This window comes from Methylobacterium sp. AMS5 (genome assembly GCF_001542815.1).
In the GTDB taxonomy this organism is placed as follows: Bacteria; Pseudomonadota; Alphaproteobacteria; order Rhizobiales; family Beijerinckiaceae; genus Methylobacterium.
This window is the reverse complement of sequence record NZ_CP006992.1, coordinates 3060722-3086292: the sequence shown is the minus strand read 5'-3', so window position 1 is coordinate 3086292 and position 25571 is coordinate 3060722. Positions and strand designations below refer to the sequence as shown.

The 25571-nt window shown below is 68.7% G+C and carries 23 protein-coding genes; 14 read left to right on the top strand and 9 right to left on the bottom strand.

Features of this window, described 5'->3' with window-relative positions; all coding sequences use genetic code 11:
- The first annotated feature begins 4 nt into the window (after positions 1-4).
- Entirely contained in the window at positions 5-394 is a 390-nt protein-coding gene (locus Y590_RS13780; protein ID WP_060770347.1) for a helix-turn-helix domain-containing protein, read from the top strand.
- Between the two features lie 16 nt (positions 395-410).
- Here the strand turns inward: Y590_RS13780 and murC are convergent, their stop codons facing one another.
- The 3 genes from murC to Y590_RS13765 all read right to left on the bottom strand — a co-directional run bounded on the left by murC (position 411) and on the right by Y590_RS13765 (position 4231).
- Positions 411-1817 (bottom strand): UDP-N-acetylmuramate--L-alanine ligase, encoded by a 1407-nt coding sequence (gene murC, locus Y590_RS13775; RefSeq protein WP_060770346.1) that lies wholly within the window; start codon positions 1815-1817, stop codon positions 411-413.
- Between the two features lie 141 nt (positions 1818-1958).
- Positions 1959-3068, bottom strand: a complete 1110-nt coding sequence (gene murG, locus Y590_RS13770) for an undecaprenyldiphospho-muramoylpentapeptide beta-N-acetylglucosaminyltransferase (protein ID WP_060770345.1) — start codon at positions 3066-3068, stop codon at positions 1959-1961.
- Positions 3065-4231, bottom strand: a complete 1167-nt coding sequence (locus tag Y590_RS13765) for an FtsW/RodA/SpoVE family cell cycle protein (protein WP_060770344.1) — start codon at positions 4229-4231, stop codon at positions 3065-3067. The genes murG and Y590_RS13765 overlap by 4 nt, the downstream gene beginning before the upstream one ends.
- A gap of 263 nt (positions 4232-4494) precedes the next feature.
- On the opposite strand from Y590_RS13765, the gene guaB reads away from it, so the two are divergent.
- Positions 4495-5985 (top strand): IMP dehydrogenase, encoded by a 1491-nt coding sequence (gene guaB / locus Y590_RS13760; protein ID WP_060770343.1) that lies wholly within the window; start codon positions 4495-4497, stop codon positions 5983-5985.
- Positions 5986-6513: 528 nt separating this feature from the next.
- Here the strand turns inward: guaB and Y590_RS13755 are convergent.
- Both Y590_RS13755 and Y590_RS13750 read right to left on the bottom strand, forming a co-directional pair.
- Entirely contained in the window at positions 6514-7359 is an 846-nt protein-coding gene (locus tag Y590_RS13755; RefSeq protein WP_060770342.1) for a hypothetical protein, read from the bottom strand.
- Positions 7360-7577: 218 nt separating this feature from the next.
- A complete protein-coding gene (locus Y590_RS13750) occupies positions 7578-8459 on the bottom strand; it encodes a hypothetical protein (protein ID WP_060770341.1) in 882 nt (293 codons plus the stop codon).
- Between the two features lie 206 nt (positions 8460-8665).
- On the opposite strand from Y590_RS13750, the gene panE reads away from it, so the two are divergent.
- Positions 8666-9604 carry a 2-dehydropantoate 2-reductase gene (panE, locus tag Y590_RS13745; RefSeq protein WP_060770340.1) on the top strand — a complete coding sequence of 313 codons (939 nt, stop codon included), beginning with the start codon at positions 8666-8668 and terminating at the stop codon, positions 9602-9604.
- A gap of 22 nt (positions 9605-9626) precedes the next feature.
- Here panE and Y590_RS13740 read toward each other — a convergent pair whose 3' ends face one another.
- The gene (locus Y590_RS13740; RefSeq protein ID WP_060770339.1) at positions 9627-9815 is read right to left on the bottom strand and encodes a hypothetical protein; all 189 of its coding nucleotides are present in this window, start codon (positions 9813-9815) and stop codon (positions 9627-9629) included.
- 95 nt (positions 9816-9910) lie between these two features.
- On the opposite strand from Y590_RS13740, the gene Y590_RS13735 reads away from it, so the two are divergent.
- The 3 genes from Y590_RS13735 to Y590_RS13725 all read left to right on the top strand — a co-directional run bounded on the left by Y590_RS13735 (position 9911) and on the right by Y590_RS13725 (position 13135).
- Positions 9911-11260 (top strand): RsmB/NOP family class I SAM-dependent RNA methyltransferase, encoded by a 1350-nt coding sequence (locus tag Y590_RS13735; protein ID WP_060772294.1) that lies wholly within the window; start codon positions 9911-9913, stop codon positions 11258-11260.
- Between the two features lie 135 nt (positions 11261-11395).
- Entirely contained in the window at positions 11396-12424 is a 1029-nt protein-coding gene (locus tag Y590_RS13730; RefSeq protein ID WP_060770338.1) for an alpha/beta hydrolase, read from the top strand.
- A 99-nt stretch (positions 12425-12523) separates the two neighbouring features.
- Entirely contained in the window at positions 12524-13135 is a 612-nt protein-coding gene (locus Y590_RS13725; RefSeq protein WP_060770337.1) for a phosphatase PAP2 family protein, read from the top strand.
- Positions 13136-13319: 184 nt separating this feature from the next.
- Here Y590_RS13725 and Y590_RS13720 read toward each other — a convergent pair whose 3' ends face one another.
- Positions 13320-13547, bottom strand: coding sequence for a hypothetical protein (locus Y590_RS13720; protein WP_060770336.1), 228 nt, complete (start codon positions 13545-13547; stop codon positions 13320-13322).
- Between the two features lie 169 nt (positions 13548-13716).
- Here Y590_RS13720 and guaA point away from each other — a divergent pair, with 169 nt between their 5' ends.
- Positions 13717-15282 carry a glutamine-hydrolyzing GMP synthase gene (gene guaA, locus Y590_RS13715; RefSeq protein ID WP_060770335.1) on the top strand — a complete coding sequence of 522 codons (1566 nt, stop codon included), beginning with the start codon at positions 13717-13719 and terminating at the stop codon, positions 15280-15282.
- Here guaA and Y590_RS25755 read toward each other — a convergent pair.
- Positions 15245-15715, bottom strand: a complete 471-nt coding sequence (locus Y590_RS25755; protein WP_286161741.1) for an addiction module antidote protein — start codon at positions 15713-15715, stop codon at positions 15245-15247. The genes guaA and Y590_RS25755 overlap by 38 nt on opposite strands.
- An 821-nt stretch (positions 15716-16536) precedes the next feature.
- Between Y590_RS25755 and Y590_RS13705 the strand changes: the two genes are divergently transcribed.
- The 3 genes from Y590_RS13705 to Y590_RS13695 all read left to right on the top strand — a co-directional run bounded on the left by Y590_RS13705 (position 16537) and on the right by Y590_RS13695 (position 20686).
- Positions 16537-17922, top strand: coding sequence for a carbohydrate porin (locus Y590_RS13705; RefSeq protein ID WP_158509749.1), 1386 nt, complete (start codon positions 16537-16539; stop codon positions 17920-17922).
- Between the two features lie 110 nt (positions 17923-18032).
- Positions 18033-19739 carry a methyl-accepting chemotaxis protein gene (locus Y590_RS13700; protein ID WP_060770332.1) on the top strand — a complete coding sequence of 569 codons (1707 nt, stop codon included), beginning with the start codon at positions 18033-18035 and terminating at the stop codon, positions 19737-19739.
- Positions 19739-20686, top strand: a complete 948-nt coding sequence (locus Y590_RS13695) for a substrate-binding domain-containing protein (protein WP_083530852.1) — start codon at positions 19739-19741, stop codon at positions 20684-20686. The genes Y590_RS13700 and Y590_RS13695 overlap by 1 nt, the downstream gene beginning before the upstream one ends.
- Before the next feature lie 402 nt (positions 20687-21088).
- Here the strand turns inward: Y590_RS13695 and Y590_RS13690 are convergent, their stop codons facing one another.
- Positions 21089-21382 carry a type II toxin-antitoxin system RelE/ParE family toxin gene (locus Y590_RS13690; protein WP_144439976.1) on the bottom strand — a complete coding sequence of 98 codons (294 nt, stop codon included), beginning with the start codon at positions 21380-21382 and terminating at the stop codon, positions 21089-21091.
- Between the two features lie 556 nt (positions 21383-21938).
- On the opposite strand from Y590_RS13690, the gene Y590_RS13685 reads away from it, so the two are divergent.
- The 4 genes from Y590_RS13685 to Y590_RS13670 are packed head-to-tail and all read left to right on the top strand — an operon-like array spanning position 21939 to position 25552.
- Complete coding sequence (locus tag Y590_RS13685) at positions 21939-22772, top strand: ABC transporter substrate-binding protein (protein WP_060770330.1); 834 nt, start codon at positions 21939-21941, stop codon at positions 22770-22772.
- A complete protein-coding gene (locus Y590_RS13680) occupies positions 22769-23809 on the top strand; it encodes a FecCD family ABC transporter permease (protein ID WP_060770329.1) in 1041 nt (346 codons plus the stop codon). The genes Y590_RS13685 and Y590_RS13680 overlap by 4 nt, the downstream gene beginning before the upstream one ends.
- Positions 23806-24621 (top strand): ABC transporter ATP-binding protein, encoded by an 816-nt coding sequence (locus Y590_RS13675; protein ID WP_060770328.1) that lies wholly within the window; start codon positions 23806-23808, stop codon positions 24619-24621. The genes Y590_RS13680 and Y590_RS13675 overlap by 4 nt, the downstream gene beginning before the upstream one ends.
- On the top strand, positions 24596-25552 hold the full coding sequence (locus Y590_RS13670; RefSeq protein WP_060770327.1) for a DUF6925 family protein: 957 nt from the start codon (positions 24596-24598) through the stop codon (positions 25550-25552). Before Y590_RS13675 ends, Y590_RS13670 begins: the two co-directional genes overlap by 26 nt.
- The last annotated feature ends 19 nt before the right edge of the window (positions 25553-25571 follow it).

Here is a 25571-nt window from a genome sequence, read left to right as displayed (position 1 = left end):
CACCATGACCATCGTGCGGACCCGCACGCCCTCCGGCGAGGCGATCGTCATCCTGCCCGAGGCCGAGTTCGAGCGGCTGAGGGAGTTGGCCGAGGACATGCTCGATACGCGTACGCTCGACGCTTCCGAGCGCCGGCTGGCGGCTGACGAGGAAGAATTGCTGAGCGAGGACGACTTGGCTGCCTTGCGCCGGGCGCCGAGCCCCCTTGCCTTCTGGCGGGGCCGGCGCGGCGTTGCTGCCGACGTGCTCGCGCAACTTTGCGCGGTCGAGCCGAGCCTGCTGGCTGAGATCGAGCGGGGTGGAGTCACGGCCGAGCCCGCCCTCTACCAGCGGCTCGCGCGCGCCCTCGACGTCGATGTCGAGGATCTGGCACCCGAGGCGGCCGGCGCGTGAGGCGGGCGTACCCGCGTCATCCCTGCAAAGCCGCCAGCTCTCCCGGCAGCGCGTAGGCCCATTGGGTGATCGTGCCGGCGCCCAGGCACACGACGTAGTCGTTCGAGCCGGCGCGGCCGGACACCAGGCGGGCCAGATCCTCCGGGCGCTCCAGGGCGACCGCGTCGCGGTGGCCGCGGGCCTTCAGGCCGGCAATCAGCGAATCGCGGTCGATACCCTCGATCGGTGCCTCGCCCGCCGCGTAGACCGGGGCGACGATCACCGTGTCGGCGTCGTTGAAGCAGGTGCAGAAATCCTCGAACAGCGACTGAAGCCGGGTGTAGCGGTGGGGCTGCACGATGGCGATGACCCGGCCGTCGGTCGAGGCGCGGGCCGCGCGCAGCACCGCCTGGATCTCCACCGGGTGGTGGCCGTAATCGTCGAAGATGGTCGCGCCGTTCCACTCGCCCGTGCGGGTGAAGCGGCGCTTGACGCCGCCGAAGCCGGCCAGCGCCTTGCGGATCGCGTCCGACGGCACGCCGAGTTCGTGGGCCACCGCCAGCGCTGCCGTGGCGTTGAGCGCGTTGTGGCGGCCGGGCATCGGCAGGACGAGATCCTCGATCTCCATGCGGAAGCCGGGGCGGCGGTCGCGGATCATCACCCGGAAGCGGCTCTGGCCGCCCTTCAGATCGATGTCGATGAGGCGCACGTCGGCCTGCGGGTTCTCGCCGTAGGTGATGATGCGCCGGTCCTCGATGTGGCCGACCAGATCCTGCACGATCGGGTGATCGATGCACATCACGGCAAAGCCGTAGAACGGGATGTTGTCGATGAAGCGCCGGAAGGCGTCTTTGATCGCCTCGAACGAGCCGAAATGGTCGAGATGCTCGGGGTCGATGTTGGTGACGATGGCGACATCCGCTGGCAGCTTGAGGAAAGTGCCGTCGGATTCGTCGGCCTCGACCACCATCCAGTCGCCGGCACCCATGCGGGCATTGGTGCCGTAGGCGTTGATGATGCCGCCGTTGATGACGGTCGGGTCGAGGTTGCCGGCGTCGAGCAGGGTGGCGACGAGCGAGGTCGTGGTGGTCTTGCCGTGGGTGCCGGCCACCGCGACGCAGGACTTGAAGCGCATCAGCTCGGCCAGCATCTCGGCGCGGCGCACCACCGGCAGACGGCGCTCGCGGGCTTCGATCAGCTCCGGGTTGTCGCGGCGGATCGCGGTGGAGACCACGACGAGGGCCGCGTTCTCGACGTTCTCGGCCCGGTGGCCGACGAAGGTGCGGATGCCGTTCTCGGCCAGCCGCCGGACATTGGCGTTGTCGTTCGCGTCCGAGCCCTGCACCGTATAGCCGAGATTGGCCATGACCTCGGCGATGCCGGACATGCCGATGCCGCCGATGCCGATGAAGTGGATGGGGCCGAGCTTTTCGGGCAGCTTCATATCGAAAACCTTTTGAGTCCGGGGCACTGACGAGCCCCGGCCGTCTCGTTCCGGAATCCGACGATCACGGATCGTCGAACTCCGCGCGTGCGGGGCGGCCGTCGGCCGGACGCGGCAAGCCGTTCGGGCTTGCCGCTGATTTCAGGTCGCGGCCGCCGTCTCGGCGACGAGCGCGGCGAGGCGGTCGGCCGCGTCGAGGATGCGGGCGGTTTTGGCCGCAGCGGCGGCCTGGGTCAATTTCCGCGGTGCTTCGAACAGATCCACCAGCTCGGCGGCGAGCCGATCGGGAGTGAAGGCGCTCTGCGGAATCGAGAGCGCGGCGCCGATCTGGGCCAGCGTCGCGGCGTTGGCCGCCTGATCCTGATCCAGCGCTCCGGGCAGCGGCACGAGGATGGCGGGCCGGCCGATGGCGGCGAGTTCGGAGACCGTCGAGGCGCCGGAGCGCGCCACCACGAGATGGGCGCTCGCCATGCGGCCGGGCAGATCCTTGAAGAAGGGGGCCGCCTCGATCCCGCCGAGCCCCATGGCGAGGTAGCGGTTCTGCGTCGCGGTCAGATCCTCGGGCCGCGCCTGCTGCACGAGGTGGAGGCGGGCGCGAAGGTCTTGCGGCAGCTTTTCAATCGCTGCCGGCACCACCTCGCTCATCACGCGGGCGCCCTGGCTGCCGCCGAACACGAGGAGCCGGAGCGGCGCGTTCGCATCGAGGGACGGATAGGGCGTCTCGGCCACGGCGAGCACCGCGGGGCGGATCGGGTTCCCGGTATGGACGCGGCGCGCGGTCGCCTTCTCGGGGACGCCGCGCACCTCCTTGAAGCCGGTGGCGATGACGCGCGCGCCCTTGGCGAGGAAGCCGTTGGCCCGGCCCATCACCGCGTTCTGCTCGTGCAGGATGGTCGGGACCCGCAGAAGCTGCGCCGCCAGCATCGGCGGCACGGTGGGGTAGCCGCCAAAGCCGACGACCGCCGCCGGGTTGAGCCGCCGCACGGCGCGGGCGGCCTGGCCGAAGCCTCGGCCGAGCGTGACGACGGCGCCGGCCCGGCGCAGCACCGAGCGGCCCGAAGGTGTCGCCGAGGCGATGGTGACGATCTCTTCCGCCGGGAAATCGCCCGCGATCGAATCGACGCGGGCATCGGTGGCGAGCGCGACGCGAATCCCGCGATCCTTCAGGGCGTAGGCGAGGCTCTGGGCCGGGAACAGGTGACCGCCGGTGCCACCCGCGCAGACGAGAACCAGGGGGGTGAAGACGGTCACTGCATCAGTCCCGGAACGGCCGAGGGCATGGTGCCGGGCGGGCGCTGGTTGACAGCCGTGGTGCGGGGGCGCTTGCGCGTGAGCGCTACGAGGAAGCCCATCCCGAGCGCCAGCGAGATCAGCGAGGAGCCGCCGTAGGAGACGAACGGCAGAGTCATGCCCTTGGCCGGCATGAGCTGCGTGTTCACCGCCATGTTGATGCAGGCCTGCAGGCCGAAGAGCGTCGTCAGACCGGTGATGGCGAGCCTCGTGAAGGTATCGTCGGTGCGGCGCGCGAGCTTCAGCCCGCGGATGACGATGTAGGCGAAGAGTGCCACGAGGCCCAGGCAGACCAGCACGCCGAATTCCTCGCCGGTGACCGAGAAGATGAAATCGGTATGCGCGTCGGGCAGATGGCGCTTGGCCACGCCCTCACCGGGGCCGGTGCCGAACCAGCCGCCGGAATTGAACGATTCGCGCGACCAGACCTCTTGGAAACTGTCGCCCGATTCAGGATCCATGAAGCGGTTGATGCGCTCGCGGACGTGGTGGAGGAAGGTGTAGGCGGTGAAGACACCGACGATGCCGGCAAATCCGAGACCCGCCACCCAGAACCAGTGCAGCCCGGCGACGAAGAACAGGGTGCACCACACCATCGTGATCAGCATGGTCTGGCCGAAATCCGGCTGGAGGATCAGCGGCACGATGGTCATCGGCAGCAGCATGAACGCGAAGATGACGCCGGGCATGTCGCGGCGGTTGGCACCCTCCGAGAAGGCCCAGGCGGTGACGACCACGAAGGCGGGCTTCACGAATTCCGAGGGCTGGAGGCCGAAGGAGCCGAACTGGATCCAGCGATGTGCGCCCTTGATCTCGGGGCCGAACTTGCCGGCGAGGATGCAGAGCACCACGCCGAGCAGCCACGTCACCAGGGCGAAGCGCCGGATGTGGCGCACCGACAGGAACGACACGGCGATGATGAGCAGGATGGTGGGGGCGAGATACATCGCCTGCCGGTTGAGGAAGTAGAAGGTCGGCAGGCCGATGCGTTCGGCCACCGGCGGTCCGCCACCCATCAGGAAGACGAGACCGGCCACCATCAGGCAGCCGAGGCCGGCCAGAAGGCCGCGATCGACCGTCCACCACCAATCCGCGAGGGGGCTGCGTTCGGCGCGCGACATCATGGCGAGGGGCTCGTCTCCAGCCGGCCGGTCCCGCGAAGAGACGCGGACGGCGAGCCCGGATGTTGGAACGTAAGGGTTAACGGTGTGTTGCCGTTCGCCACGAGACGTGCCGGGCGCTGCGGATTGCCGGTCAGCCATGCACCGCGAATGGACGCGCCGGCTTTGCGTGCGCCGGGCGCCCATGATACTGGCCCCTGCCAACCCGATCCCGCTGGCCGCGACCTTCCGGCCCGGCGCAACACTCGTCTCCGGAGTTGGTTTCCATGGCCCGTATCAGCGCTGACTCGATCATCGAGGGCCTGACCTTCGACGACGTGCTGCTGCGCCCCGCCGCCTCGTCGGTTATGCCGGGCGAGGTCGATATCGGCAGCCGCCTCACCCGCACGATCCGGCTCAACATGCCGATCATCGCCTCGGCGATGGACACCGTCACCGAGGCGCCGATGGCCATCGCCATGGCCCAGAACGGCGGTCTCGGCGTCATCCACCGCAATCTCGAGCCGGCCGAGCAGGCCGAGCAGGTCCGCCTCGTCAAGAAGTACGAGTCCGGCATGGTGCTCAACCCGATCACCATCCACCCCGACGAGACCCTCGCCGACGCCTTCGAGGTGATGAAGAGGAACCGGATCTCCGGTATCCCGGTGGTCGAGCGCGGCCCCAACGGCTCGCGCGGCAAGCTCGTCGGCATCCTGACCAACCGCGACGTGCGCTTCGCGACCAATGCCGGTCAGCCCGTGGCCGAGCTCATGACCCGCGACCGGCTCATCACCGTGCGCGAGGGCGTGACGCAGGACGAGGCCAAGCGGCTGCTGCATCAATTCCGCATCGAGAAGCTGCTCGTGGTCGATGACCACTACCGTTGCATCGGCCTCATCACCGTCAAGGACATCGAGAAGCAGGTTACCTATCCCAATGCCGTCAAGGACGAGCAGGGGCGGCTGCGGGTCGCGGCGGCGACCACCACGGGCGATGCCGGCTTCGAGCGGGCCGAGCGCCTGATCGATGCGGGCTGCGACGTGGTCGTCGTCGACACCGCCCACGGCCATTCCCGCAAGGTGCTCGACAGCGTCGCCCGGGTGAAGCAGCTCTCCAACGCCGTGCAGATCATCGCCGGCAACGTCGCCACCGCCGAGGGTGCCCGCGCCCTGATCGATGCAGGTGCCGACGCGATCAAGGTCGGCATCGGACCGGGCTCGATCTGCACCACCCGCATCGTCGCCGGCGTCGGCGTGCCCCAGCTCACAGCGCTCATGGAAGCGGTCGAGGCGGCGCATGGCGCCGACGTGCCGGTGATCGCCGACGGCGGCATCAAGTTCTCGGGCGATCTCGCCAAGGCGATCGCGGCCGGTGCCTCGGTGGCGATGCTCGGCTCGCTGCTCGCGGGCACCGACGAGGCACCGGGCGAGGTGTTCCTCTACCAGGGCCGCTCCTACAAGAGCTATCGCGGCATGGGCTCGGTCGGCGCGATGGCGCGCGGCTCGGCCGACCGCTACTTTCAGGCCGAGGTCAACGATACCCACAAGCTCGTGCCCGAGGGAATCGAGGGGCAGGTGCCCTACAAGGGCCCGGTCGCGGCGGTGCTGCACCAGCTCGCCGGGGGGCTGCGCGCGGCGATGGGCTATGTCGGCGCCCCGACGGTGCCGGACTTCCAGGAGCGGGCGCAGTTCGTGCGCATCACCAATGCCGGTCTGCGCGAGAGCCACGTCCACGACGTGACGATCACCCGCGAGAGCCCGAACTATCCCAGCCGCTGATGACGGGGCCGCGCGGTTCCGTTCGGGAATCGCGCGGCGCCGGATTCGGAGTGCCTCATGAAACTCCCGCTCACCGACCGCCTCCGTTCCGGGCAATGCGGCGTATCGGGCGGTTTGCGAGAGACACTCAGAGCCAGAGCAGGCTTGCGATCAGCGTCAGACATTGCAGCAGAACCAGCACGCAGAGCGTGGCTGCGACGGCGCGGTCCTGCGCTGCCGTCGGGTCCGGAGGACGAATGCGCCCCATGGTCGGTCTCCGCGAGACGGCAAACGTAGATCAATCCACGGTTTGGCATTTTAATAAATATCAATTTCGGTCGCGAAAGTCCCGCTGGCTGCAAAAAGTCTCCGCAGGCCTGGGGTGGCCGCGGAGAGAAAGTCTTGGGAGGAATGCATCGGGCCGCGATGGTCCGCCGACGCTCCGGAACTCGAGCGGCGACTTCGGCCAGTGCAACCGAAGCCTCTCACGACTGGATCTGCCCGCTCAATGATGTAGATCAAACCGCGCGAAGTCGCTTCGATAACACGCTACGGTTTCACGGCCGAGGTGGCCGGTGCGGCCTCGGCCTGCTGGTCGATCACCGTCGCGAACTCGTCCGGACTCAAAGTGATGAACCGGCGCAGCGCCTCCTGAAACTCCGCATCCTTGTCAGCGGTGGGGCAGGCGAAGCCGCGGGACTTCGTGACCTGCGCCCGCATCGCCGCCTCGTAGGGCGCCATTTCGGGCTGGAGCGCGGACATCTTCGCATCGACGGCGGCGCGCTGCGCATCGGTGGCCGTCACGCCGCAGGACCGCAGCACGATCTGCAGGGCGAGTCCCACCGTATAGGTGGCCATTCGTGCCCGAGGCGGCAGCGGCGCTTCGGCCGCAATCGTTGGCCCGTTCGGCGGGGTCGCGGCGCAGCGTCGCAGGGCGGCGACAGCGGCCGCGAGATCGGGAGCCGCGAGCGCCCTGTCACCATCCGCGAAACGCAGGGACAGCGCCCGCGCCTCCAAGAGGGCCGGTACGATCGTCTCCGGAAGCGCCGTGCGCAGGATCTGGCCATCGCCGGTCCAGATCAGCGTCGCGCCGGCGGGCTTCCCGTCGAGCAGAACCGGCACGCTGAACCTCTCGCCCGCCGCGAAGTCCCAGTTCCGGTCGGCGACCGCGAGCGTGAGCCCGCCGCGATCGATCGAGACGATCACGAGGCCGGTGAGTTCGCCCTGCGCATTCGTCTCGGTGTGGGTCGTCCGGCAGCTGGGGGAGCCGGTTTCGCCGCCACGGCGCTCCACCGTCCATCCGCGCCCGGTCTCGACCGGCGCACGGTCCGCGGCGGCAAGCGGGCCGCCGAGGAGCGTCGCCAGCATCGCTGCCGTGACGGGTGAGAGGCGCACGCGACATCTCCGCGGGGACGGCCGGCCCTCGCCGCCCGCGGAATGCAGGATGGCCAGCCGGCCGATTAAGCCTAGCCGCAGCCCGTCGGCGCAACCAGCCTCGAAGCGGGCGTCCCTCACAACGTTTTATGGGTAGGAGCGAAGAAGAGCCTCTCCCGAGAAGCGGGATCGGCCCTCCCTCATTCTGAGCCCCGCCCCGTATTCGCGGTCGCGAGGCCTCACAGCTTCGGATCGGCGGGGGCGTTCGGGCTCTTTTCCGGAGCAGGCTGCTTCTCTAGGGCGGCGACCAAGTCTTCGGGGCTCAGCTCGACGAACTTCCGCAAGATCTCCTGGAAGTCCGCCTGCCTGTCAGCCGCCGGGCAGGACTCGCCGTTGCGCTTCAATTCGCTGCGCACCTGCGCTTCGATCGGTGCCATCTCCGGCTGGAGCGCGGCCATCCTGGCTTCCACGCCGGCGCGCTGCTTGCCGGTGGTGGGGATGTCGCACTCCTTCAGCACGCGCTGCACCGACAGCCCGATCACGTAGGCCGCGATTCGCTGCTGCGACGGCGCAGGAGGTTCGACGGGGGCAGCCGGGGCGGCAACCGCGGCGGACTTGGCCGGCGTGGCATCGCAGCGCCGCAGGGACTCGTAGCCCGCCGCGAAATCCGGGATCCGGAAATCCGCGTCGCTGTCCTCGAAGCGCAGGATCACGGTCTTGGCCGCGAGGAGATCGGGAACGACGCTGTCCGGCAACTGGGTGCGCAAGGTCTTCCCGTCGCCGATCCAGCTCGTCTTCACCTTGATCGGCTTCTTGTCGAGGAAGAGGGGTACCTTGACCACCTGCTCCTTGTCGAAGTCCCAGCCCTGATAGACCAGTACAAGCGCGGCCGAGGAGCCCTGAAGGGCGAAGACGACGGCATTGGCAGCGTTGTTGTCGTCCTTGTCCTCGTAGGCATGGGTCATGATGCAAGGATTGGCGCTGGTATCACCGACTGTCCGCTCGACTTCCCAGCCCTTCACGATTTCGAAAGGCTGACGTTCAGCGGCCGAGACGGGCTGGGCGACAAGGGCGGGAAGTAGTCCGGCCGCCAGAGCGGCGAGGGTCGGCAGGGGGCGCATGGGTGAAATCCGCGGAAGCCAGCAATCGCCGGTGCGGAATGCAGGGGCCGTCTGGTGGACCTAGGCTTAGCCGTTGGACCGTTACAATTCCATCGTGGCGCGCGGCGCGTCGCCGTCTCGAAAATCACCAGCCGCATCCCGTCTCCGGCGGGGTGCGGGCGGCGAGGCTTCGGCGTATGTGAGGACGCAACAGGAAAGGCAGGACGATGCGGATTCTCGTGGTCGGAGCCGGCGCGACGGGCGGCTATTTCGGGGCGCGGCTCGTGGAGGCCGGGCGGGACGTGACGTTTCTGGTGCGCCCGGCGCGTGCCGAGAAGCTGGCGGCGCGGGGCCTCTCGGTCCGTAGCCCGGTCGGCGACATCCGCATCGAGGCGCCGAAGACCGTGACGGCCGACGCGCTCGCCGGGGCCGGACCGTTCGATCTCGTCCTCCTCTCCGCCAAGGCCTACGACCTCGACTCGGTGGTCGCGGATGTGGCGCCGGCCGTCGGCGCCGGGACGGCGGTGCTTCCGATCCTCAACGGCCTGCGCCATCTCGACGTGCTGGATCAGGCGTTCGGCGCCGACCGGGTGCTGGGGGGAAGCTGTTCCATCGTCGCGACGCTGACGGGTGACGGCGAGATCCGGCAGATGACCGATCTGCACACGCTGACCTACGGCGAGCGTGACGGGACGCGCTCCGAGCGGATCGAACGCATCGAGGCGCAGATGGAAGGCGTTCGGTTCCAGCCGCGTGCCAGCGACAAGATCCTGCTGGAGATGTGGGAGAAGTGGGTCTTCCTCGCGACGCTCGCGGGATCGACGACGCTGATGCGCTCGGCGCTCGGCGACATCCTCGCGGCGCCCGGCGGCCGGGCCTTCATCGAGGCGCTGCACGACGAGTGCCAGGCGGTGGCCGGCGCCAACGGGAACGCCGCCCGCGAGAAGGTCTTTGCCGGTGCCCGCAAGATGCTGACGGCGGAGGGCTCGGCGATGACCGCCTCGATGCTGCGCGACATCGAGGGCGGCGCCCGCATCGAGGCCGACCACATCATCGGCGACCTGATCGCGCGCGGCCGGTCCAAGGGCGTAGAGACGCCGGTGCTCGACCGGGTGCTGACGCACCTCAAGGCCTACGAGCACCGGCGCGCCCGCGAGGCGGCCTGATCGGCGCCGCTTGCGCCGTTCTTCAGTACCGGCCGGGCGACGGCGGGGGCGGGCTGCCGTATTCGAGTTGCGTCTTGGCATCGGGCCGGCGGGCGGGCGGCGGCACCGGATCGAGGCTGGGCGCGGCCGGTGCGGTGGAGCAGGCGGCGAGCGTGAGCGCGAGCAGACTCGCGCGCACCAAAGGCTTCAAACTCAGGCTTACGGACGGCATCCGAGGGGTCCTTTTCTCACTTGTCCTTGACGGACAGGGCCATCGTGCCGTTCTGAACGCCCAAAGTGCCGGAAGCTCGGCCTTATCGTGTCGGGCTGTGGGTCCAAGCGTGGCCGCACGACGGCAAGTTTAACGAAACGTTTCCGGAGCCGATCCTGACCCCCTCCGCCCGCCTCTCCGCCGCCATCGAGATCCTCGACGACATCGCCGCGCGTCGCCGTCCGGCCGCCGACGCCCTCAAGGATTGGGGGCTCGCCCACCGCTACGCCGGCTCCGGCGACCGCGCGGCCATCGCGAGCCTCGTCTATGATGGGCTGCGGCGCCGGGCCTCCGCCGCCTGGGTCATGGGCGCGGAGACCGGCCGGGCCATCGTGATCGGCATGCTGCGCCTTCAGCGCGGTCTGGCCGAACCCAGCATCGCCTCGCTGTTCGACGGCGCACGCTTCGCCCCCCCGCCCCTCACCGAGTACGAGCGCAAGCGGCTGGCGGAGGGAAGCCTCGCCGACGCGCCGCCGGACGTCGCGGGCGATGCACCGGCCTTCGTGCTGCCGTCGCTGGCTGCGCTGCTCGGCGAGGCGCTGCTGCCCGAGCTGCGGGCGCTCGGCCGCCGGGCGCCGCTCGATATCCGCGTCAACACCCTGAAGCAGAGCCGCGAAGAGGCCTTCGCGGCTTTGGCCGACCTCTCGCCCGAGACGACGCCGCTCTCGGCCCTCGGACTGCGCATCCCGCTCGGCGAGGATGGGCGCGGCCCGGCGCTCCATGTCGATCCGCTGTTTCTGGAGGGCGGGTTCGAGATTCAGGACGAGGGCTCGCAGATCGCGAGCCTGCTCGCCGGGGCGAAGCCGGGCGAGACCATCGTCGATCTCTGCGCGGGCGGCGGCGGCAAGTCGCTGGCGCTCGCTGCGATCACCGGCAACGCCGCCCACATCATTGCCACCGATGCCGACCCGCGCCGGCTCGCCCCGATCCACGAGCGCCTGCGCCGCTCGGGTGCGCAGGTCGAGGTGCGCACGCCGCGCACTGGCAAGGCGCGCGCCGACGTGATGGCCGATCTCGACGGCACGGTCGATCGGGTTCTGGTCGATGCGCCCTGCACCGGCACCGGCACGTGGCGCCGCAACCCCGATGCCAAGTGGCGCCTGCGGCCGGGCAGCCTCGCCGGCCGGCTCGCCGAGCAGGCCGAGGTGCTCGACCGGGCGGCCCGTCTGCTGCGTCCCGGTGGAACTCTCGTCTACGTCACCTGCTCGCTCCTGCCCGAGGAGAACGACGCCGCCGTCGACGGATTGCTCCAGCGCAGCAGGGCGGTCCGGCCCGTGGCGACCGATCTCGCGCCCGTTCCCGGTCTCGACGAGAAGGTCCGTAAGACGGCCCGCGGCATCCAGATGAGCCCTGCCCTCACCGGCACCGACGGTTTCTATGTCGCGACCATGACACGCAAAAGCTGATCCGCGGCCGGATCGGTTGCGCGCTGATCCCGTTGTTCACCGGAACCGCGCGGGGGACAGGCCGGGGCAGCCGCCACGGACGAGATTCCTGCGCATTGCCGCGGCGGGGGTTTCGATGACGGCGAGGCCGAGACCATGACGTTGCACCGGCGAGCCCTGCTCGCGGGGACGGCGGCGGTGCTGACCGCGGCCGAGGCGCGGGCGCAGGGGGCGGAGGTACCGCCGGCCCTGCGTCTTCCGGTGCGTCCGCAGACCGGTGACGTCGTCCAGCCCCTGCCGAAATCCGCGCCCGGCTCCGACCTCGAAATCATCGATCTGTGGCCGGACCTTCCGCCGGGCGGCGGCGGGCCGTTCCGCTCGGAATACCGATTCGACGAGACCCTGACCGGCGTCATCACCGGCGTGGTGCGGCCCTGTCTTCTCGTGATCCGCCCGCAGCGCCCGAACGGCGCCGGCATCCTGATCGCGGCGGGCGGCGGCTATCTGCGCATCGATATCGGCAACGAGGGACTGCCGGTCGGGCAATGGCTGGCACGCGCCGGCATCACCGCCTTCGTGCTGGTCTACCGTCTGCCGAGTGAGGAATGGCGCGACGGCCCCGATGCGCCACGGCAGGATGCGCAGCGGGCCATGCGCCTCGTTCGCTGGCGGGCGGAGGAATACGGCCTCGATCCCGACCGGATCGGCGTGCTCGGCTTCTCCGCGGGCGGCCACCTGATGGGCGTGACCGCGACCGATGCCGAGCAGGATCTCTACGATGACACCGACGAGGCGGACGGCCTCAGCGCCCGCCCCTCCTTCGCCGGGCTGATCTACCCGATCGTCACCATGCGGGCGCCGTTCGACCGAACCATGTCGAGCCGCCGGGTGCTCGTCGGCGACGACCCGCCCGATGCGCGGCGGCGGGCCTACTCGGTGGAGGTGCAGGTCAACGAGCGCACACCGCCGGTCTTCATGGTCCAGGCCTCCGACGACCGGATCGCGGTGACCGACCATCCGCTTTTGATGTACGCGGCGCTGCGGGCGGCGAAGGTGCCCGCCGAGATGCATCTGTTCGAGCGCGGTGGCCACGGCTTCGGGCTCGGTGTGCCGGGCAGTCCCGCGGCGGCATGGCCTGCCCTGTTCATGGCCTGGATGCGCGGCCACGGCCTGCTGAAGTCGTAACGCTCGGCTTACGATCGCTCCCACGCCGACACCCATCGGCGACGGCTCGCGGGCGCGTCACGTGCCGCGAACCATTGCCGATCCCGGGCGTTTAAGGCCATGCTTGCGAAGACACCGAGACATTCGATCCGCGCCCGCGCCACGCAATTGGCCGTCGGGATCGAGGCGGTCGACGTCGCATCCGGTCTCTCGCTCGCGCGGGCGAAGGATCGTCCGGCGATCCAGGCCATGGGATCGGCCAGCGAAATCGGCAGTTGGCAGGCTCTCTTCGCGTTGTCGACGACGGCCCTGGCCCTCGGCATGGTCGCCCGTGACCGCCGACTCGCTCATGCGGGACGCAACATGCTCACGGCCGGCCTTGTGGCCAGCCTCGTGAAGACGACGATCAAGCGGACGGTCCACCGCACCCGTCCCAACGTGTTCATGGACGAGGGGCACTACGCGCGCGGTCGGCCTGGGACCGGCATCGGCCCCTGGCAATCCTTCCCCTCGGGGCACGCAGCCCTGAGTGTTGCCGTGGCTCGATCGGTAGCGCGCGCCTATCCCAACGCCGCAGCCCCGGCCTATGGCGCCGCGGCCGCCATCGCGGCCATCCAGATCGTACGCGGCGCGCATTTTCCCGTCGATGTCCTGGCCGGTGCCGTGATCGGTGTCGCAGCCGAAGCCGTCAGCCACCGCCCCTTCACGGATGAGGCCCGGCGAGACGGCTGAAGGGACCACGGCTTGTCGAGGCAAAGCCAGTTCCGCAGCGGCGACCGGGCTGAAGGGTCAAGACCGCAGCTTCGCATCCGGTGCGGACGATGCCCGGACATCGTCTCCGCGCGATGGCGGTACTCAAAATGAAAACGGCCCCCGTCTCCGGGGGCCGTTCATCGTTCTCGGTGTGGCGTCGTGATCAGAAGCAGCGGCGCTCGCGGGTGACGACCACCCGGCCGAACCGGCCACGACGCTTGGTGACGACGGTCCGGCAGCGCGGACCGCGGACGACGCGGCGGCTGTATTGAGCTTGCTGGAACAATCCGTCCGTCAGCGGAGCGGCGCCGGAAAGGGGGAGGGCCTGGGCCGGCGCTGCGGCGCCGAAACCTGCGATCGTGACGGCGATTCCGAAGAGGGCAGCTCTCATGGTCGGATGGCTCCTGTCCGTTTCGAGGGGCGTGCCGTTTCGCCCCGAAACCGTGAACGTAAGATTAACGGCGGCGACGTCAGCGCTGGCGCATGTGCCTCCTGACCCCAGGCGCGTTGCGCCGTTCCGAGGCCTCGTCTAACCGGTATCGCAGAAGGCCCGAGGCAGCATGACCATCGATACCTCCCACCACGACAAGATCCTGATCGTCGATTTCGGCTCCCAGGTGACGCAGCTCATCGCCCGCCGCGTGCGCGAGGAGGGCGTCTATTGCGAGATCGTGCCGTTCACGAAGGCCGAGGCCGCCTTCGACGCGCACCGGCCCAAAGGCGTGATCCTCTCCGGAGGCCCGGAATCGGTGACGACGGACCTGTCGCCGCGCGCCCCCCAGAAGATCTTCGAATCCGGCGTGCCGGTCTTCGGCATCTGCTATGGCCAGCAGACCATGGCGGCCCAGCTCGGCGGCGAGGTCGAGGGCGGCCACCATGCCGAGTTCGGCCGCGCCGAGGTCGAGATCGTCTCGGACTCGCCGCTGTTTCGGGGAGTCTGGCACGCGGGCGAGAAATACCCGGTCTGGATGAGCCACGGCGACCGGGTGACGAAGCTGCCGGATGGCTTTGCCACCATCGCGATGTCGCGCAACGCGCCCTTCGCCGCGGTGGCGGACGAGGGGCGCCACTACTACGCCGTCCAATTCCACCCGGAAGTGCACCATACGCCGCACGGCGCCCTGCTGATCCGCAACTTCGTGCGCGACATCGCCGGCTGCTCCGGCGACTGGACCATGGGCACCTACCGCGAGGAGGCGATCGCCAAGATCCGCGAGCAGGTCGGCAAGGAAAAGGTGATCTGCGGCCTCTCCGGCGGCGTCGATTCCTCGGTCGCGGCGGTGCTGATCCACGAGGCGATCGGCGACCAGCTCACCTGCGTCTTCGTCGATCACGGCCTGATGCGCCTCGGCGAGGGCGACGAGGTGGTCCGCCTGTTCCGCGACCACTACAACATCCCGCTCGTCCACGTTCAGGCGCAGGACCTGTTCATCGGCGCGCTCGAAGGCGTCGACGACCCCGAGGTGAAGCGCAAGACCATCGGCCGGCTCTTCATCGACGTGTTCGAGGCCGAGGCCAAGAAGATCGGCGGCGCCGCCTTCCTCGCGCAGGGCACGCTCTACCCGGACGTGATCGAGAGCGTCTCGTTCTCCGGCGGTCCGTCCGTGACGATCAAGAGCCACCACAATGTCGGCGGTCTGCCCGAGCGGATGAACATGCGGCTCGTGGAGCCGCTGCGCGAGCTGTTCAAGGACGAGGTTCGCCTGCTGGGCAAGGAACTCGGCTTGCCCGAGGCGTTCGTCGGCCGCCATCCCTTCCCCGGCCCCGGCCTCGCCATCCGCTGCCCCGGTGTCATCACCCGCGAGAAGCTGGAAGCCCTGCGCAAGGCCGACGCGATCTATCTCGACGAGATCCGGCAGGCCGGCCTCTACGACACCATCTGGCAGGCCTTCGCGGTGATCCTGCCGGTCAAGACCGTCGGCGTGATGGGTGACGGGCGCACCTACGACCACGTTTGCGCGCTACGCGCCGTCACCTCGGTCGATGGCATGACAGCCGACTTCTACCCCTTCGACATGGCCTTCCTCGGCCGCGTCGCGACGCGGATCATCAACGAGGTGAAGGGCATCAACCGGGTGACCTACGACATCACCTCGAAGCCGCCCGGCACGATCGAGTGGGAGTGAGGAAGTTCGTGGCGCCCTTGCTCAGGCCGACCGTTCCACCTCGATCGGATGCACGCTGAGGCGCGATCCTAAAGCATCGTCCTGGATATCGGATCCAGGACGATGCTCCTGGCTCTTGTTTTCGCATCATCTTTTTTCCGAAAGCCGGCAACCACCTTTCGGGACAATGCTTTAGCGAATTCATCACATCCGTGAGCGTGTCCAGTTGCGGGTTCGCTTCATCGGACAGGGTTCGATAGAGTTGGTCTCGCGACCGGCCGACGTCCTGAGCGATCTGTGTGATTCCGCGGGCGCGCGCGAGGTCACCGAGCGCGTGGGCGAGCAGCGCCGGATGGTTGTCTTCCAGCACGGCATCGAGATTGGCCGCGATGTGGTCGGGCGTGTTCAGGGGCTCGGCGTTGTCGTAAGACTGCGTTTCGAGGCCCATCGTCATAGGGTCAGAACCCAATCAGCTCGGTTATGAGGGGGACTGCTCCCGATCCCTTGCAGAAGGTCGGAAGGTCCGCTTCCGGGCACTTGATGAGCCAGAGCCGCACGACCGGGTTGGGTGGCTTTGCGACGGTCCGCTTTCGGATGACGTCTGCATCCGCAACAGCTGGGGCAAACGCGCGCGCCCCGTCACCGCAGAGGCCGCCGCCAGCACACGCAAGACCCTCAACCTCAACGCCGTCGGGCGTGCGCCCCGTCCGGCACCGTGAGCCATTGCCCAGGCGTCGCCTGAGCTAACCCTTCTCTGCGAAGCTAATCCGACAGCATTGCAATCTGAGGTTGGTCGTATTTCTTCGTCTCACTGCGAATTGGGATATAATATTGCAATCTGACCTGTCAGATACGGCCTAATAATGCGTATCGCATCTAAGGTTGTTCGATTTTACGCTCAGAATTGGATTCGAATTCGCTGCGACCTAGCGCACGGCAATCATTTGTTAATTTGATATATGATAGTCCGAATTTGCTTGCTTAGAGATTAGAGAAAATCATTCGATTTCCGGTCATTTTCAATAATAACAGCTGCATCTTCATCTGGTTCCACCAATCGATCGCAATATATTCCGGGTTAGTGACAGTATTTGCAATAATGCAGTAGTGTTGACTATGCGGCAGGTTTCCTGCGCCGATCGCCTCCTCTCCGGACCTGTGAAATCCATGTCGCCGCCAGGAAGACCGCTCATTCTGTCGCTCTCGCTTGCGATGGCGCACATCGTCGCGTCGGGGAAGATCCCTGCCCTCGCGCAAACCGGCCCCGAACGCGGGATGGCTTCGGCTCACGGAGCCGAGCCCCCCACCCTCTCGGCCATTCCGCGCCTCCGCCGCCTCTCCGGACCCGCACGACCGGCCTTCGGTGGCGCCGGCCTGCCCCTGGCGCGCCCCTCGACGGCGGCCGGGGTCAACACGGCCCCGGCCGGCAGCCTCGACACCCAGAGCGCCGCCCCGCAATGGGGCGTGCTTGGCAATTTCGGCGGTGTGCGAGACGATCTCTTCCGTGCCGGCATCCGCATGGACGGCAGCTTCGACTACCAGACCTCGACCAATGTTCAGGGCGGCCCCTACCAGTCGCTGCGCGGCGCAGGGCAGCTCGCCGTCCGTTCCGCCGTCGACATGGATCGCCTCGCCGGACTCGCCGGCGGCACCTTCAACGTCGCTCTCACCTACCGCTTCGGCCGCGGCCTCACCGCGGACCAGCACTTCGGTGTGCTCCAGCAGACCGAGGAAATCTTCGGCCGCGGCCGGTTCCCGCGCCTGACCCAGCTCTCCTACACCCAGCGCTTCGGCGAGTTCGTCGACCTCAAGTTCGGCCGCCTGCCGGTCAGCACCGACTTTGCCGGCTTCGCCTGCGAGTTCCAGAACCTCACCTTCTGCGGCAACCAGCCCGGCAACCTCGTCGGCAACTACTGGTACAACTGGCCGGTCTCGCAATATGCCGCCCGCCTGCGGCTCGGCAACACCGACACCGGTTATCTGATGGCCGGCGTGTATCAGGTCAATCCGCGCGACCTCGAGAACGGCTTCAACTTCGACCCGTCCGGCGCCGTGGGCGCCTTGGCCATCGTCGAGGCCGCGGCCTTCCCGACGCTCCCGCCCTTCTCCTATCCCGGCAGCTATACGGTCGGTGCGTGGTACCAGACCGGAGGCGGGCCCGACCTCTTCCTCAACCGCGAAGGCCTGCCCCTGGCGGTGGTCGGAGGCGCGCCGGTGGCGAACCGCGAGCGCAGCGGCCTCTACGGCGTGGCCGTACAGGAACTCTACCGTCCCAACCCCGCCAACCCGTTGGGCAGCTTCTCCGCCTTCGTCCGCGTCACGATGGCCAATTCCTCGACCTCGTTCATCGACAGGCAGGAGACCATCGGCTTCGTCTACAAAGGCTTCTGGGCTGCGCGTCCGCTCGATTGGATCGGCTTCGGCATCGGCCAGTCGCATGCCAGCCGTGGCCTGGCGCAGAGCCTCCAGGCGGCCAACCTGCTCGACGGCGGCGCCCGCCCGATCCCCGGATACGAGCGCGCGCTGGAAGTCTTCTACAGCCTTGCCCTCTCTCCCGACGTGGTGGTCCGGCCCAACATCCAGTTCATCAACCGTCCCGGTGGCGTCGCCGGACGGACCGACATCCTCGTCTTCGGCGTCAAAAGCGGCGTCACGTTCTGACGGGGAGAGGCATGGGGCCAGCGCAGCAATGCGACCCGCGCCAACGCAAACGCCCCGACCTTCCACAATCGAACTCCATTCGGGCCCGCCCTCATTGAAGGTTCGCCGCCATGCCGATCGGCCATAGAATTCGCTCGATCAATCTACGATCCATCACGTCGAAAATCATCGGTACGTTCGCGATCCTGGTTGTGTTGTCCGGTCTGACCGGCGGCTTCGCGATCATTAAGGTCGATCAGGTCTCGGCGATCGGCGCGGCGCTGGCCCGTCAGGTCGAGGCCGTGACCTTGCTGGGCGACCTCGCCCGCCTCAGCCAGCAGCTCCGTGCGCTGACGGCGCTGCAGCACTACAGCCCGAGCGAGACGCAGCGCAGCGCCTATGCGCGGGAAGCCGAGGAGAGCCGCATCGCCTTCTCGAAGGCCTGGGGCGATTACGCAACCATGATCGAGGGCCCGCGCGAGGCCCAGCTCGCCGAAACCCTCCGTAACGCGTGGCAGCACTTCCTGGCGATCGAAGAGGAGATCCTCATCCTCGACCGGGCCGGCCTGAGCGAGACCGGAACAGCTGTGCTGCAGGGTGACATGCTCTCGGAGGCTGCCAACTTCTACACCGCGGTGCGGGCCGTGCAGGCCTATCGTCAACAGGAGGTCGAGATCGCCACGGCCGCCGCCCAGGAGATCCGCGCCTCGGCCCGCTTCTGGATCGTCTCGGCCTTGGCCTGTCTGCTGACGCTCTGCACGCTGGCCGGCTGGCTTCTGACGATGACGATCTCCCACCCGATCGGGCGCATGACCGTCGCGATGGGCCGGCTCGCGGATGACGATATCGGCGTTGAGGTCCCCGATCAGCGCCGCTCCGACGAGATCGGCCTGATGGCGGCCGCGGTTCAAGTCTTCAAGGACAACATTATCCGCAACAAGGCTCTCGAGGCCGAAGTGGCCGCCCAGCGCGCTGGGGCGGAGGCGCAGCGCCGGATCGCCATGCGCGAGTTGGCGGAGGCGTTCGATCAGTCGGTCGGGGGGATCGTCACGTCCGTGTCCTCGGCGGCCGTTCAGATGCAGACGACCGCCCGCCACCTCTCGGTGTCGGCCGAAGCGACATCCGTGCGCGCCGTGGCAGTCTCCGCGGCGGCCGAGGAAGCCTCTGTCAACATCCAGTCGATCGCGGGCGCTGCCGAGGAACTTGATGCCTCGGTGACGGAGATCGGCGCCCAAGTCGAGCGCTCCTCGGCGATGTCGCAGGCCGCCGTTCGTGAGACCGAGGGAATGACCGTGCTGGTGCGCGAACTGACGGGCGTGGCCGCCAGCATCGGCGAAGTGGTCGACACCATCGCCGGCCTTGCGGGCCAGACCAACCTGCTGGCACTCAACGCAACGATCGAAGCGGCGCGGGCCGGTGAAGCCGGCCGCGGCTTCGCGGTCGTGGCCGCGGAGGTCAAGGAACTCGCCACCCAAACCTCCCATTCGGCCCGCGAGATCACCGCCAAGATCGAGGCGATCCAGTCCTCCACCGGCCGGACCGCCACGGCCATCGACGGCATCTCCGCCTCGATCCGCTCGATCAACGAGACGGCAACCGCCATCGCGTCGGCCATCGAGGAGCAGGGGGCGGCGACGCGCGAGATCGTTCAGGCCATTGCCCAGGCCTCGAGCGGCACCGGCGAGGTAACCGCCAACATCTCCGGCGTGGCGAGCAACGTCGAGGAAACCGGGACCGGCGCCGCGCAGGTTCTATGCGCCTCGGGTGAACTCGCCCAGCAATCCGATCTGCTGCGCCGACAGGTGCAGTCGTTCCTCGACACCGTACGTGCCGCCTGATGCTCACACTTCCGCCGAGGCTTGCCATGAAGCAACTCAATAGACCCCTGCCTGCCGCCCTGCTGCTGATCGCTCTGGCCGCGCCGGCCGCCGCCGAAACGAGACTGACCTTCTTGATGCCGGAGGCGGGCGACCGTTTCCTGGATAGTCTGCAGTCCGCGGTCATCAGCACGGCCGCTTCCAAGTTCTCCGTCTCAGTCGATGTGGCGGAGGCGGCCGGCAAGGGCGAGACCCAGGTGACCCAGGCTCGCGCAGCCCTTGAAGCAAAGCCGGCAGCCCTGATCGTCACGCCCGTCGATGATGCCAGCGCCAGGACGATCACCGAGATGGCCGCAGTGGCCGGGATTCCAGTGGTGTTCGTAAACAGGCGACCGAGCGGTCCGGTGACCAACAGAATGGCGATCGTCAGCGCGAACCACCTCGTAGCGGGCCGAGTGCAGATGCGAATGCTTGCGCAGCGTCTCGGGGATCGCGGCAACGTGGCCATCCTGCGTGGAAAGGACAGCGAAAACGCCGCCCAGGAGCGCACCGCCGGCGTAAAGGAGATCCTCGGGCAACGGCCAGGGCTAAAGCTCTTGGCGGAGGCGAGCGCCGATTGGAGCCGGCGGCAGGCGCAGGATCAGGTAACGGCGTGGCTGCGCAGCGGCCTGAAGCTTGACGCCATCGCGGCTAACAACGACGAGATGGCCCTCGGTGCGGTGGCCGCCCTCAAAGCGGCCGGCCTCTCGGGCAAGGTCCTGGTCGGCGGCGTCGACGGAACGTCGGACGGGATCGCGGCCGTGAAGAGCGGCAACTTGTCGGTCAGCGTCCTTCAAGATGCGCCGTTGCAGGGGGCCCAGGCGGTGAACGATGCCGTGAAGCTTGCCCGCGGAGAGTACGTGCAGCCCTACGACTGGGTGTCCCATCAGTTGATTCTGGGGGGCAATGAGCGGGCAAACGGACGATGACACGCTTTACGACCGGCGAGTGCCGCAACTGCCTCGCCGCGGCCGGCTACGACACCGACTTGGCCGTCGCTAAATGAGCGGGAGCGGTTCTAGCCGTTGCAAAAGTCTGGTGCGAATTTACTCGGTCAAAGGATGCCGATAAACGGGGCCTTCGCCGAGCGTCAGTTTTGAAAGTTGCCGCCAGACCACCCCAACTCTGAAAGGGGCGTGAAGCTGAAAGGCTGCTTCCGGGCGAAAAATTTATTGCCGCTCCCACCCCGAGCTGAATTTGCCGCACGGCCGATGAAAGTCTGCTTCGGGGGACGACGACAGCGTTCCAGCCGACTAGACTGGGTCGGCTGCGGAACGTCTGCTTCAGGGCGAAGCGTCAGGGTCCGCTTCCCACCCTTAGCAGCCCTTGCCCTAGTTAAGCTGATTGAGTTTGGACCTCAGCGCCTTCGCGAGCGCTTTCGCAGCTCGGATGTCCCGCTCCTGTGAACTCGTGTCTCCGCCGCAAAGCAAAATGACGATCTGTTTGCCTTGGGCGGTGAAGTCGATCCCGTGGCCGGGGCCGTGATCGATCCGCATTTCGCTGCCACCGCCTCCTGCCGATTTGACATCGCCCGGATTGCCGAGTGCCAACCGATCGATGTGCTTGGCGATGCGCGCAACGGCGCGAACGTCGCGCAAATCGTCGATCCAAGTCTGAAAAAACACGCGTACGGCGGATCGTCGGTATAGGGGATTGTGGTCTTTGAACTACGAAGATCAAGTCGGTGCGTATGCAGCTTATCCGGCTTTGCCCGTGTCCTGAGCCGGCAGAGTACCCGATCGATCACAAGAAGAAGCCGCTCTCGTTGTGTCCGACCACGCGAGGGGAATGTTGACCCGCCGCCGAATCCCTCGCTCCGCTTGGAGCCGACGGTTTCCTTCGGGGACCAGAGGGGAACGCAGCGCCGGCTTTCGCGCCCCATGCCGTGGCTGCCCCGCAATTGGAGTGCCTCACAAAACCCCCGGTCCCCGACGTCTCTCGTTCTGGCGATGACAGCACCGTGGAAGTTTCGTGAGAGACACTTTGCGGTGAGCCTCCCCGCCGCCGCCGCCGCCCGAGGCTCCTTCCCGCGCCCCACTCCTCTCTCCTTGCGCGGCTTGTCGCCTGGGCCGGATCGATGCTGCTCGTTGTCCGGGCCGCCATCTGGTTCTCCATCCCCCTTCCTCGGGCCGGGGCTCGCGGTCTATGGCGGGGCTCGATTGATCTCGTTCTGAGCCCGTCATGCGGCTGCGCCACGCCCTCGCCCTGCTGCTGACCCTCCTGCCGAATGCATCTTTCGCCGCGGCGATGCCGACGCGCGTCGTCTCGATGAACCTGTGCGCGGACGAGCTGGTCCTGCGCCTCGCCGACCGGGCGCAGGTGGTGGGCGTCACCGGGTTCGCCCGCGATCCCCGTGGCTCGCTGGTGGCGGACAGGGCCGAGGGATTGCCGGTGATCCGCGGCCTCTCGGAGGAGATCTTGGCTTTGCGCCCCAACCTCGTCGTGGCGGGCGCGTTCACGACGCGGGCCACCGTGGCCATGCTCAAGCGCACCGGTTTTCCCGTGCTCGAACTCGGCGTGCCGGCCGATCTCGACGGCGTGCGCGGGCAGATCCGCACCGTGGCCGCCGCTCTGGGCCATGCGGAGCGCGGCGAGGCGATGGTCGCGGATCTCGATGCGCGCCTCGCCGCGGTCACGCCGTCGGAAAAGCCGCTGCGCGCCCTGGTGATGCGCCCGAATGCCTTCACCGTGGCGCCCGGCAGTCTCGGCGACGCGCTGATCCGCGCCGCCGGGCTCGTCAACGTCGCCGCCGAGATCGGCCGCGACCGGTTCGGGCAGGTGCCGTTGGAGGCCGCAGCCTTGGCGAACGCGGATGTCATCGTCATGGACCAAGCCGAGCCCGGCACTCCCTCGCTCGCCGACACGCTGCTGCACCATCCGGTTCTCGCCGCGCTCCGGCAACGGGGCCGCCTTGTCTCGATCCCGAACCGGTTGTGGGCCTGCCCCGGCCCGCAGGTCGCGGAGGTGGTGGCGCGCCTCGCCGAAGCGGCCCGGCAGAGGGCGGAGCAGCCGTGAACGCTCCCCTTCTCCGCACCGAGCGCCCGACGCGGTGGTTTCGCGCGGCGCGGCCGGCCCCGCTCACGCTTGCCCTCGCGCTCGCCTCGGTACTGCTCACGCTCGCCTCGGTGGCGGTCGGCTATGCGACCGTCGATCTCGTCGCGGCGGCGGCCGATCGGATCGCCGGTCGGGAGACCCTGGCCGCTTTGGTGCTGTGGGAGCTGCGACTTCCCCGCGCCCTGCTCGGCGGATTCGTGGGCTTCAGCCTCGGCCTGACCGGGGCGGTGATGCAGGGTTTCCTGCGCAATCCGCTGGCCGATCCCGGCATCCTCGGCATCTCCTCGGCGGCGGCCCTCGGCGCGGTGATCGTGTTCTATGGCGGCCTTGCCGGCAGTGTGGGCCTCGCCCTGCCCCTCGGCGGCATTGCCGGGGCGGCCTGTGCCGCACTGCTGCTGATCGGCCTCGCCGCCCGCGGCAGCGGCACGCTCGGCCTGATCCTCGCGGGCGTGGGGCTTTCCAGCTTCGCGGGCGCGCTCACCGCGCTCGCCCTCAACCTGTCGCCGAACCCCTATGCGGCCCTGGAGATCGTGTTCTGGCTGATGGGATCGCTGGCCGACCGCAGCCTCGATCACGTTCTGCTCTGCTTGCCGCTCATGGCGCTGGGCTGGGCGCTGATGCTCTCGACGGCCTCCGCGCTCGACGCCCTGGCGCTCGGCGAGGACACCGCCGCGAGCCTCGGCTTCGATCTCACCTCGGTCCGGTTGCGGATGATCGCCGGGGCGGCGCTCGCCGTCGGCAGCGGTGTGGCGGTCAGTGGCGCCATCGGTTTCGTCGGGCTCGTGGTGCCGCACCTCGTGCGGCCGCTCGTCGGCGGCCGGCCGGGGGCGAGCCTGTGGCCGAGCGGCTTTGCCGGAGCCGTGCTGGTGCTCGCGGCCGATCTCGGCGTCCGGCTCTTCGCCACCCGGCCCGAGCTGAAGCTCGGCGTGGTCACCGCCCTCGTCGGTGCGCCGTTCCTGATCGTCCTGCTGCTGCGGAACCGGGGGCGGCCCGCATGAGCCTTTCCGCCCACGCCGTCGATGTCACCATCGACGGCCGCGCCCTCCTGTCCGGCATCGGCCTCGCCCTCGAACCCGGCCGCCTCGTCGGCCTCGTCGGGCCGAACGGGGCCGGCAAGACGACGCTGTTGCGGATTCTCGCCGGCCTCCTTCGCCCGACGAAGGGGGGCGTGGCCCTCGACGGTGCGCCGCTCGACCGCCTCTCCCGCGAGGCCCGTGCTCGCCGGATCGCCGCCCTGTTCCAGGGGGCGGGCGTCGGCTGGCCGATGCGGGTCCGCGAGATCGTGGCGCTCGGCCGCCTGCCCCACCGCCGTGCCTTCGCCGGCCTCTCCGGCGCCGATGTGGCCGCCATTGTCCGTGCCATGGCAGCGACCGGTATCGCCGACCTCGCCGAGCGCTTCGAGCCGACGCTCTCCTCCGGTGAGCGGATGCGGGTGCTGCTCGCCCGCGCGCTCGCGGTGGAGGCTGCGTGGTTGCTCGCCGATGAGCCGATCACCGCCCTCGATCCGGCCCACCAGCTCGACGCCATGGCCCTGCTCCGCGACATCGCCCGGGGCGGGACGGGCGTGGTGGCGGTGCTGCACGATCTCACGCTGGCCGCTCGCTGCTGCGACCGGATCGTGGTGATGGAGGCCGGGCGCATCGTCGCCGACGGGCGGCCCGAGGACGCGCTCACCGATGCGCGGCTGGCCGCGACCTTCGGCGTCACGGTCCGGCGCGGACAGGCACCAGACGGCACGCCCTACATCCTGCCCTGGGCCCGCGTGACAGCGAAGGAGACGAGAGATGCCGCCGACCCCCGTACCCTCTGAGGTCGAAGGCCTGCTGCACGCTGCGCTCCCCGATGCCGGCACCGCCTGGAGTCTCGGCAGCTTCGGCGCCATCGCCGAGTTCATGCGCGACGACGACGAGCCGGTGCGACCCCTGCCGGACGGGCGAATGGGCCTCGCCACCGATCGCGGCGCCGTCGCGCTGACGCTCAGCCCCGGTCTCAGGCCCGTCGCCTACGAGACCGGATTCTCCGGCGGCTACAACCACGCCGTGGCGTTGTGCCTGCCCGATTCGGCCTGCGCCATGAGCGGGCGAACGGTCGTCACCGAACTCGGTCCCGACCTGGAGGCGGCGCGGGAGCAGGACCGCGCGGCGATCCTGTTCGATCTCGGGCTCGGGCTGCTGGCCGTCGATGCCTGTGTGCGCACGAGCGACCCCGATGCCATCGCCTGCCTGCGCGCGGGGGTCGGGAAGCCGATCTTCGCCATGGACAACCCGATCGGCCCGCGCCTCGTCGCGATGAGCCCTCACCGGATCTTCCGCGCCCGCATCGGGCGGATCGAGGTCTATGCGCCGATCCCCGGCCCCGGCGGCACCAGCCCCGAAGGACCGCACACGCACGTCCTGCCGAAGCTCCTGCGGGCCGGGCGCACCCACGCGGCGACGACGCCGATCCCCGGCGGCTTCGTGCCCTGCGGCGGCCTTCACCCGCCCCACCCCTACAAGGACGGGATGGGCCGCCGTATCGCCTTCGACCCCGCCCGCCACGCGGCCTTCCAGGCGCTGCTCGAACGCTGGGGCGACCCCGACCTCCTGGCGATCAAGCAGGGGCTGGCCCCACGGGAACCCGTCTCGCCCAAACACGCGCAATCGGTCCGCCGCGTCGCCGATCTCCAGGCGCGATTCCTGCGCGGCGAGGATGCCGAGGCGCCGGCGGGCGATGCGGACGAGGGAGCCGACGCGCAGGTCTGACCCGGCCTGCGGTTGAAGC

Excerpts from the sequence above, each read along its gene's own strand:
- Y590_RS13780 (WP_060770347.1), top strand. The coding sequence starts at position 5 with ATGACCATCGTGCGGACCCGCACGCCCTCCGGCGAGGCGATCGTCATC.
- murC (WP_060770346.1), bottom strand. The coding sequence starts at position 1,817 with ATGAAGCTGCCCGAAAAGCTCGGCCCCATCCACTTCATCGGCATCGGC.
- Y590_RS13765 (WP_060770344.1), bottom strand. The coding sequence starts at position 4,231 with ATGATGTCGCGCGCCGAACGCAGCCCCCTCGCGGATTGGTGGTGGACG.
- guaB (WP_060770343.1), top strand. The coding sequence starts at position 4,495 with ATGGCCCGTATCAGCGCTGACTCGATCATCGAGGGCCTGACCTTCGAC.
- Y590_RS13750 (WP_060770341.1), bottom strand. The coding sequence starts at position 8,459 with ATGCGCCCCCTGCCGACCCTCGCCGCTCTGGCGGCCGGACTACTTCCC.
- panE (WP_060770340.1), top strand. The coding sequence starts at position 8,666 with ATGCGGATTCTCGTGGTCGGAGCCGGCGCGACGGGCGGCTATTTCGGG.
- Y590_RS13740 (WP_060770339.1), bottom strand. The coding sequence starts at position 9,815 with ATGCCGTCCGTAAGCCTGAGTTTGAAGCCTTTGGTGCGCGCGAGTCTG.
- Y590_RS13730 (WP_060770338.1), top strand. The coding sequence starts at position 11,396 with ATGACGTTGCACCGGCGAGCCCTGCTCGCGGGGACGGCGGCGGTGCTG.
- Y590_RS13725 (WP_060770337.1), top strand. The coding sequence starts at position 12,524 with ATGCTTGCGAAGACACCGAGACATTCGATCCGCGCCCGCGCCACGCAA.
- Y590_RS13720 (WP_060770336.1), bottom strand. The coding sequence starts at position 13,547 with ATGAGAGCTGCCCTCTTCGGAATCGCCGTCACGATCGCAGGTTTCGGC.
- guaA (WP_060770335.1), top strand. The coding sequence starts at position 13,717 with ATGACCATCGATACCTCCCACCACGACAAGATCCTGATCGTCGATTTC.
- Y590_RS25755 (WP_286161741.1), bottom strand. The coding sequence starts at position 15,715 with ATGACGATGGGCCTCGAAACGCAGTCTTACGACAACGCCGAGCCCCTG.
- Y590_RS13705 (WP_158509749.1), top strand. The coding sequence starts at position 16,537 with ATGGCTTCGGCTCACGGAGCCGAGCCCCCCACCCTCTCGGCCATTCCG.
- Y590_RS13700 (WP_060770332.1), top strand. The coding sequence starts at position 18,033 with ATGCCGATCGGCCATAGAATTCGCTCGATCAATCTACGATCCATCACG.
- Y590_RS13695 (WP_083530852.1), top strand. The coding sequence starts at position 19,739 with ATGCTCACACTTCCGCCGAGGCTTGCCATGAAGCAACTCAATAGACCC.
- Y590_RS13685 (WP_060770330.1), top strand. The coding sequence starts at position 21,939 with ATGCGGCTGCGCCACGCCCTCGCCCTGCTGCTGACCCTCCTGCCGAAT.
- Y590_RS13675 (WP_060770328.1), top strand. The coding sequence starts at position 23,806 with ATGAGCCTTTCCGCCCACGCCGTCGATGTCACCATCGACGGCCGCGCC.
- Y590_RS13670 (WP_060770327.1), top strand. The coding sequence starts at position 24,596 with ATGCCGCCGACCCCCGTACCCTCTGAGGTCGAAGGCCTGCTGCACGCT.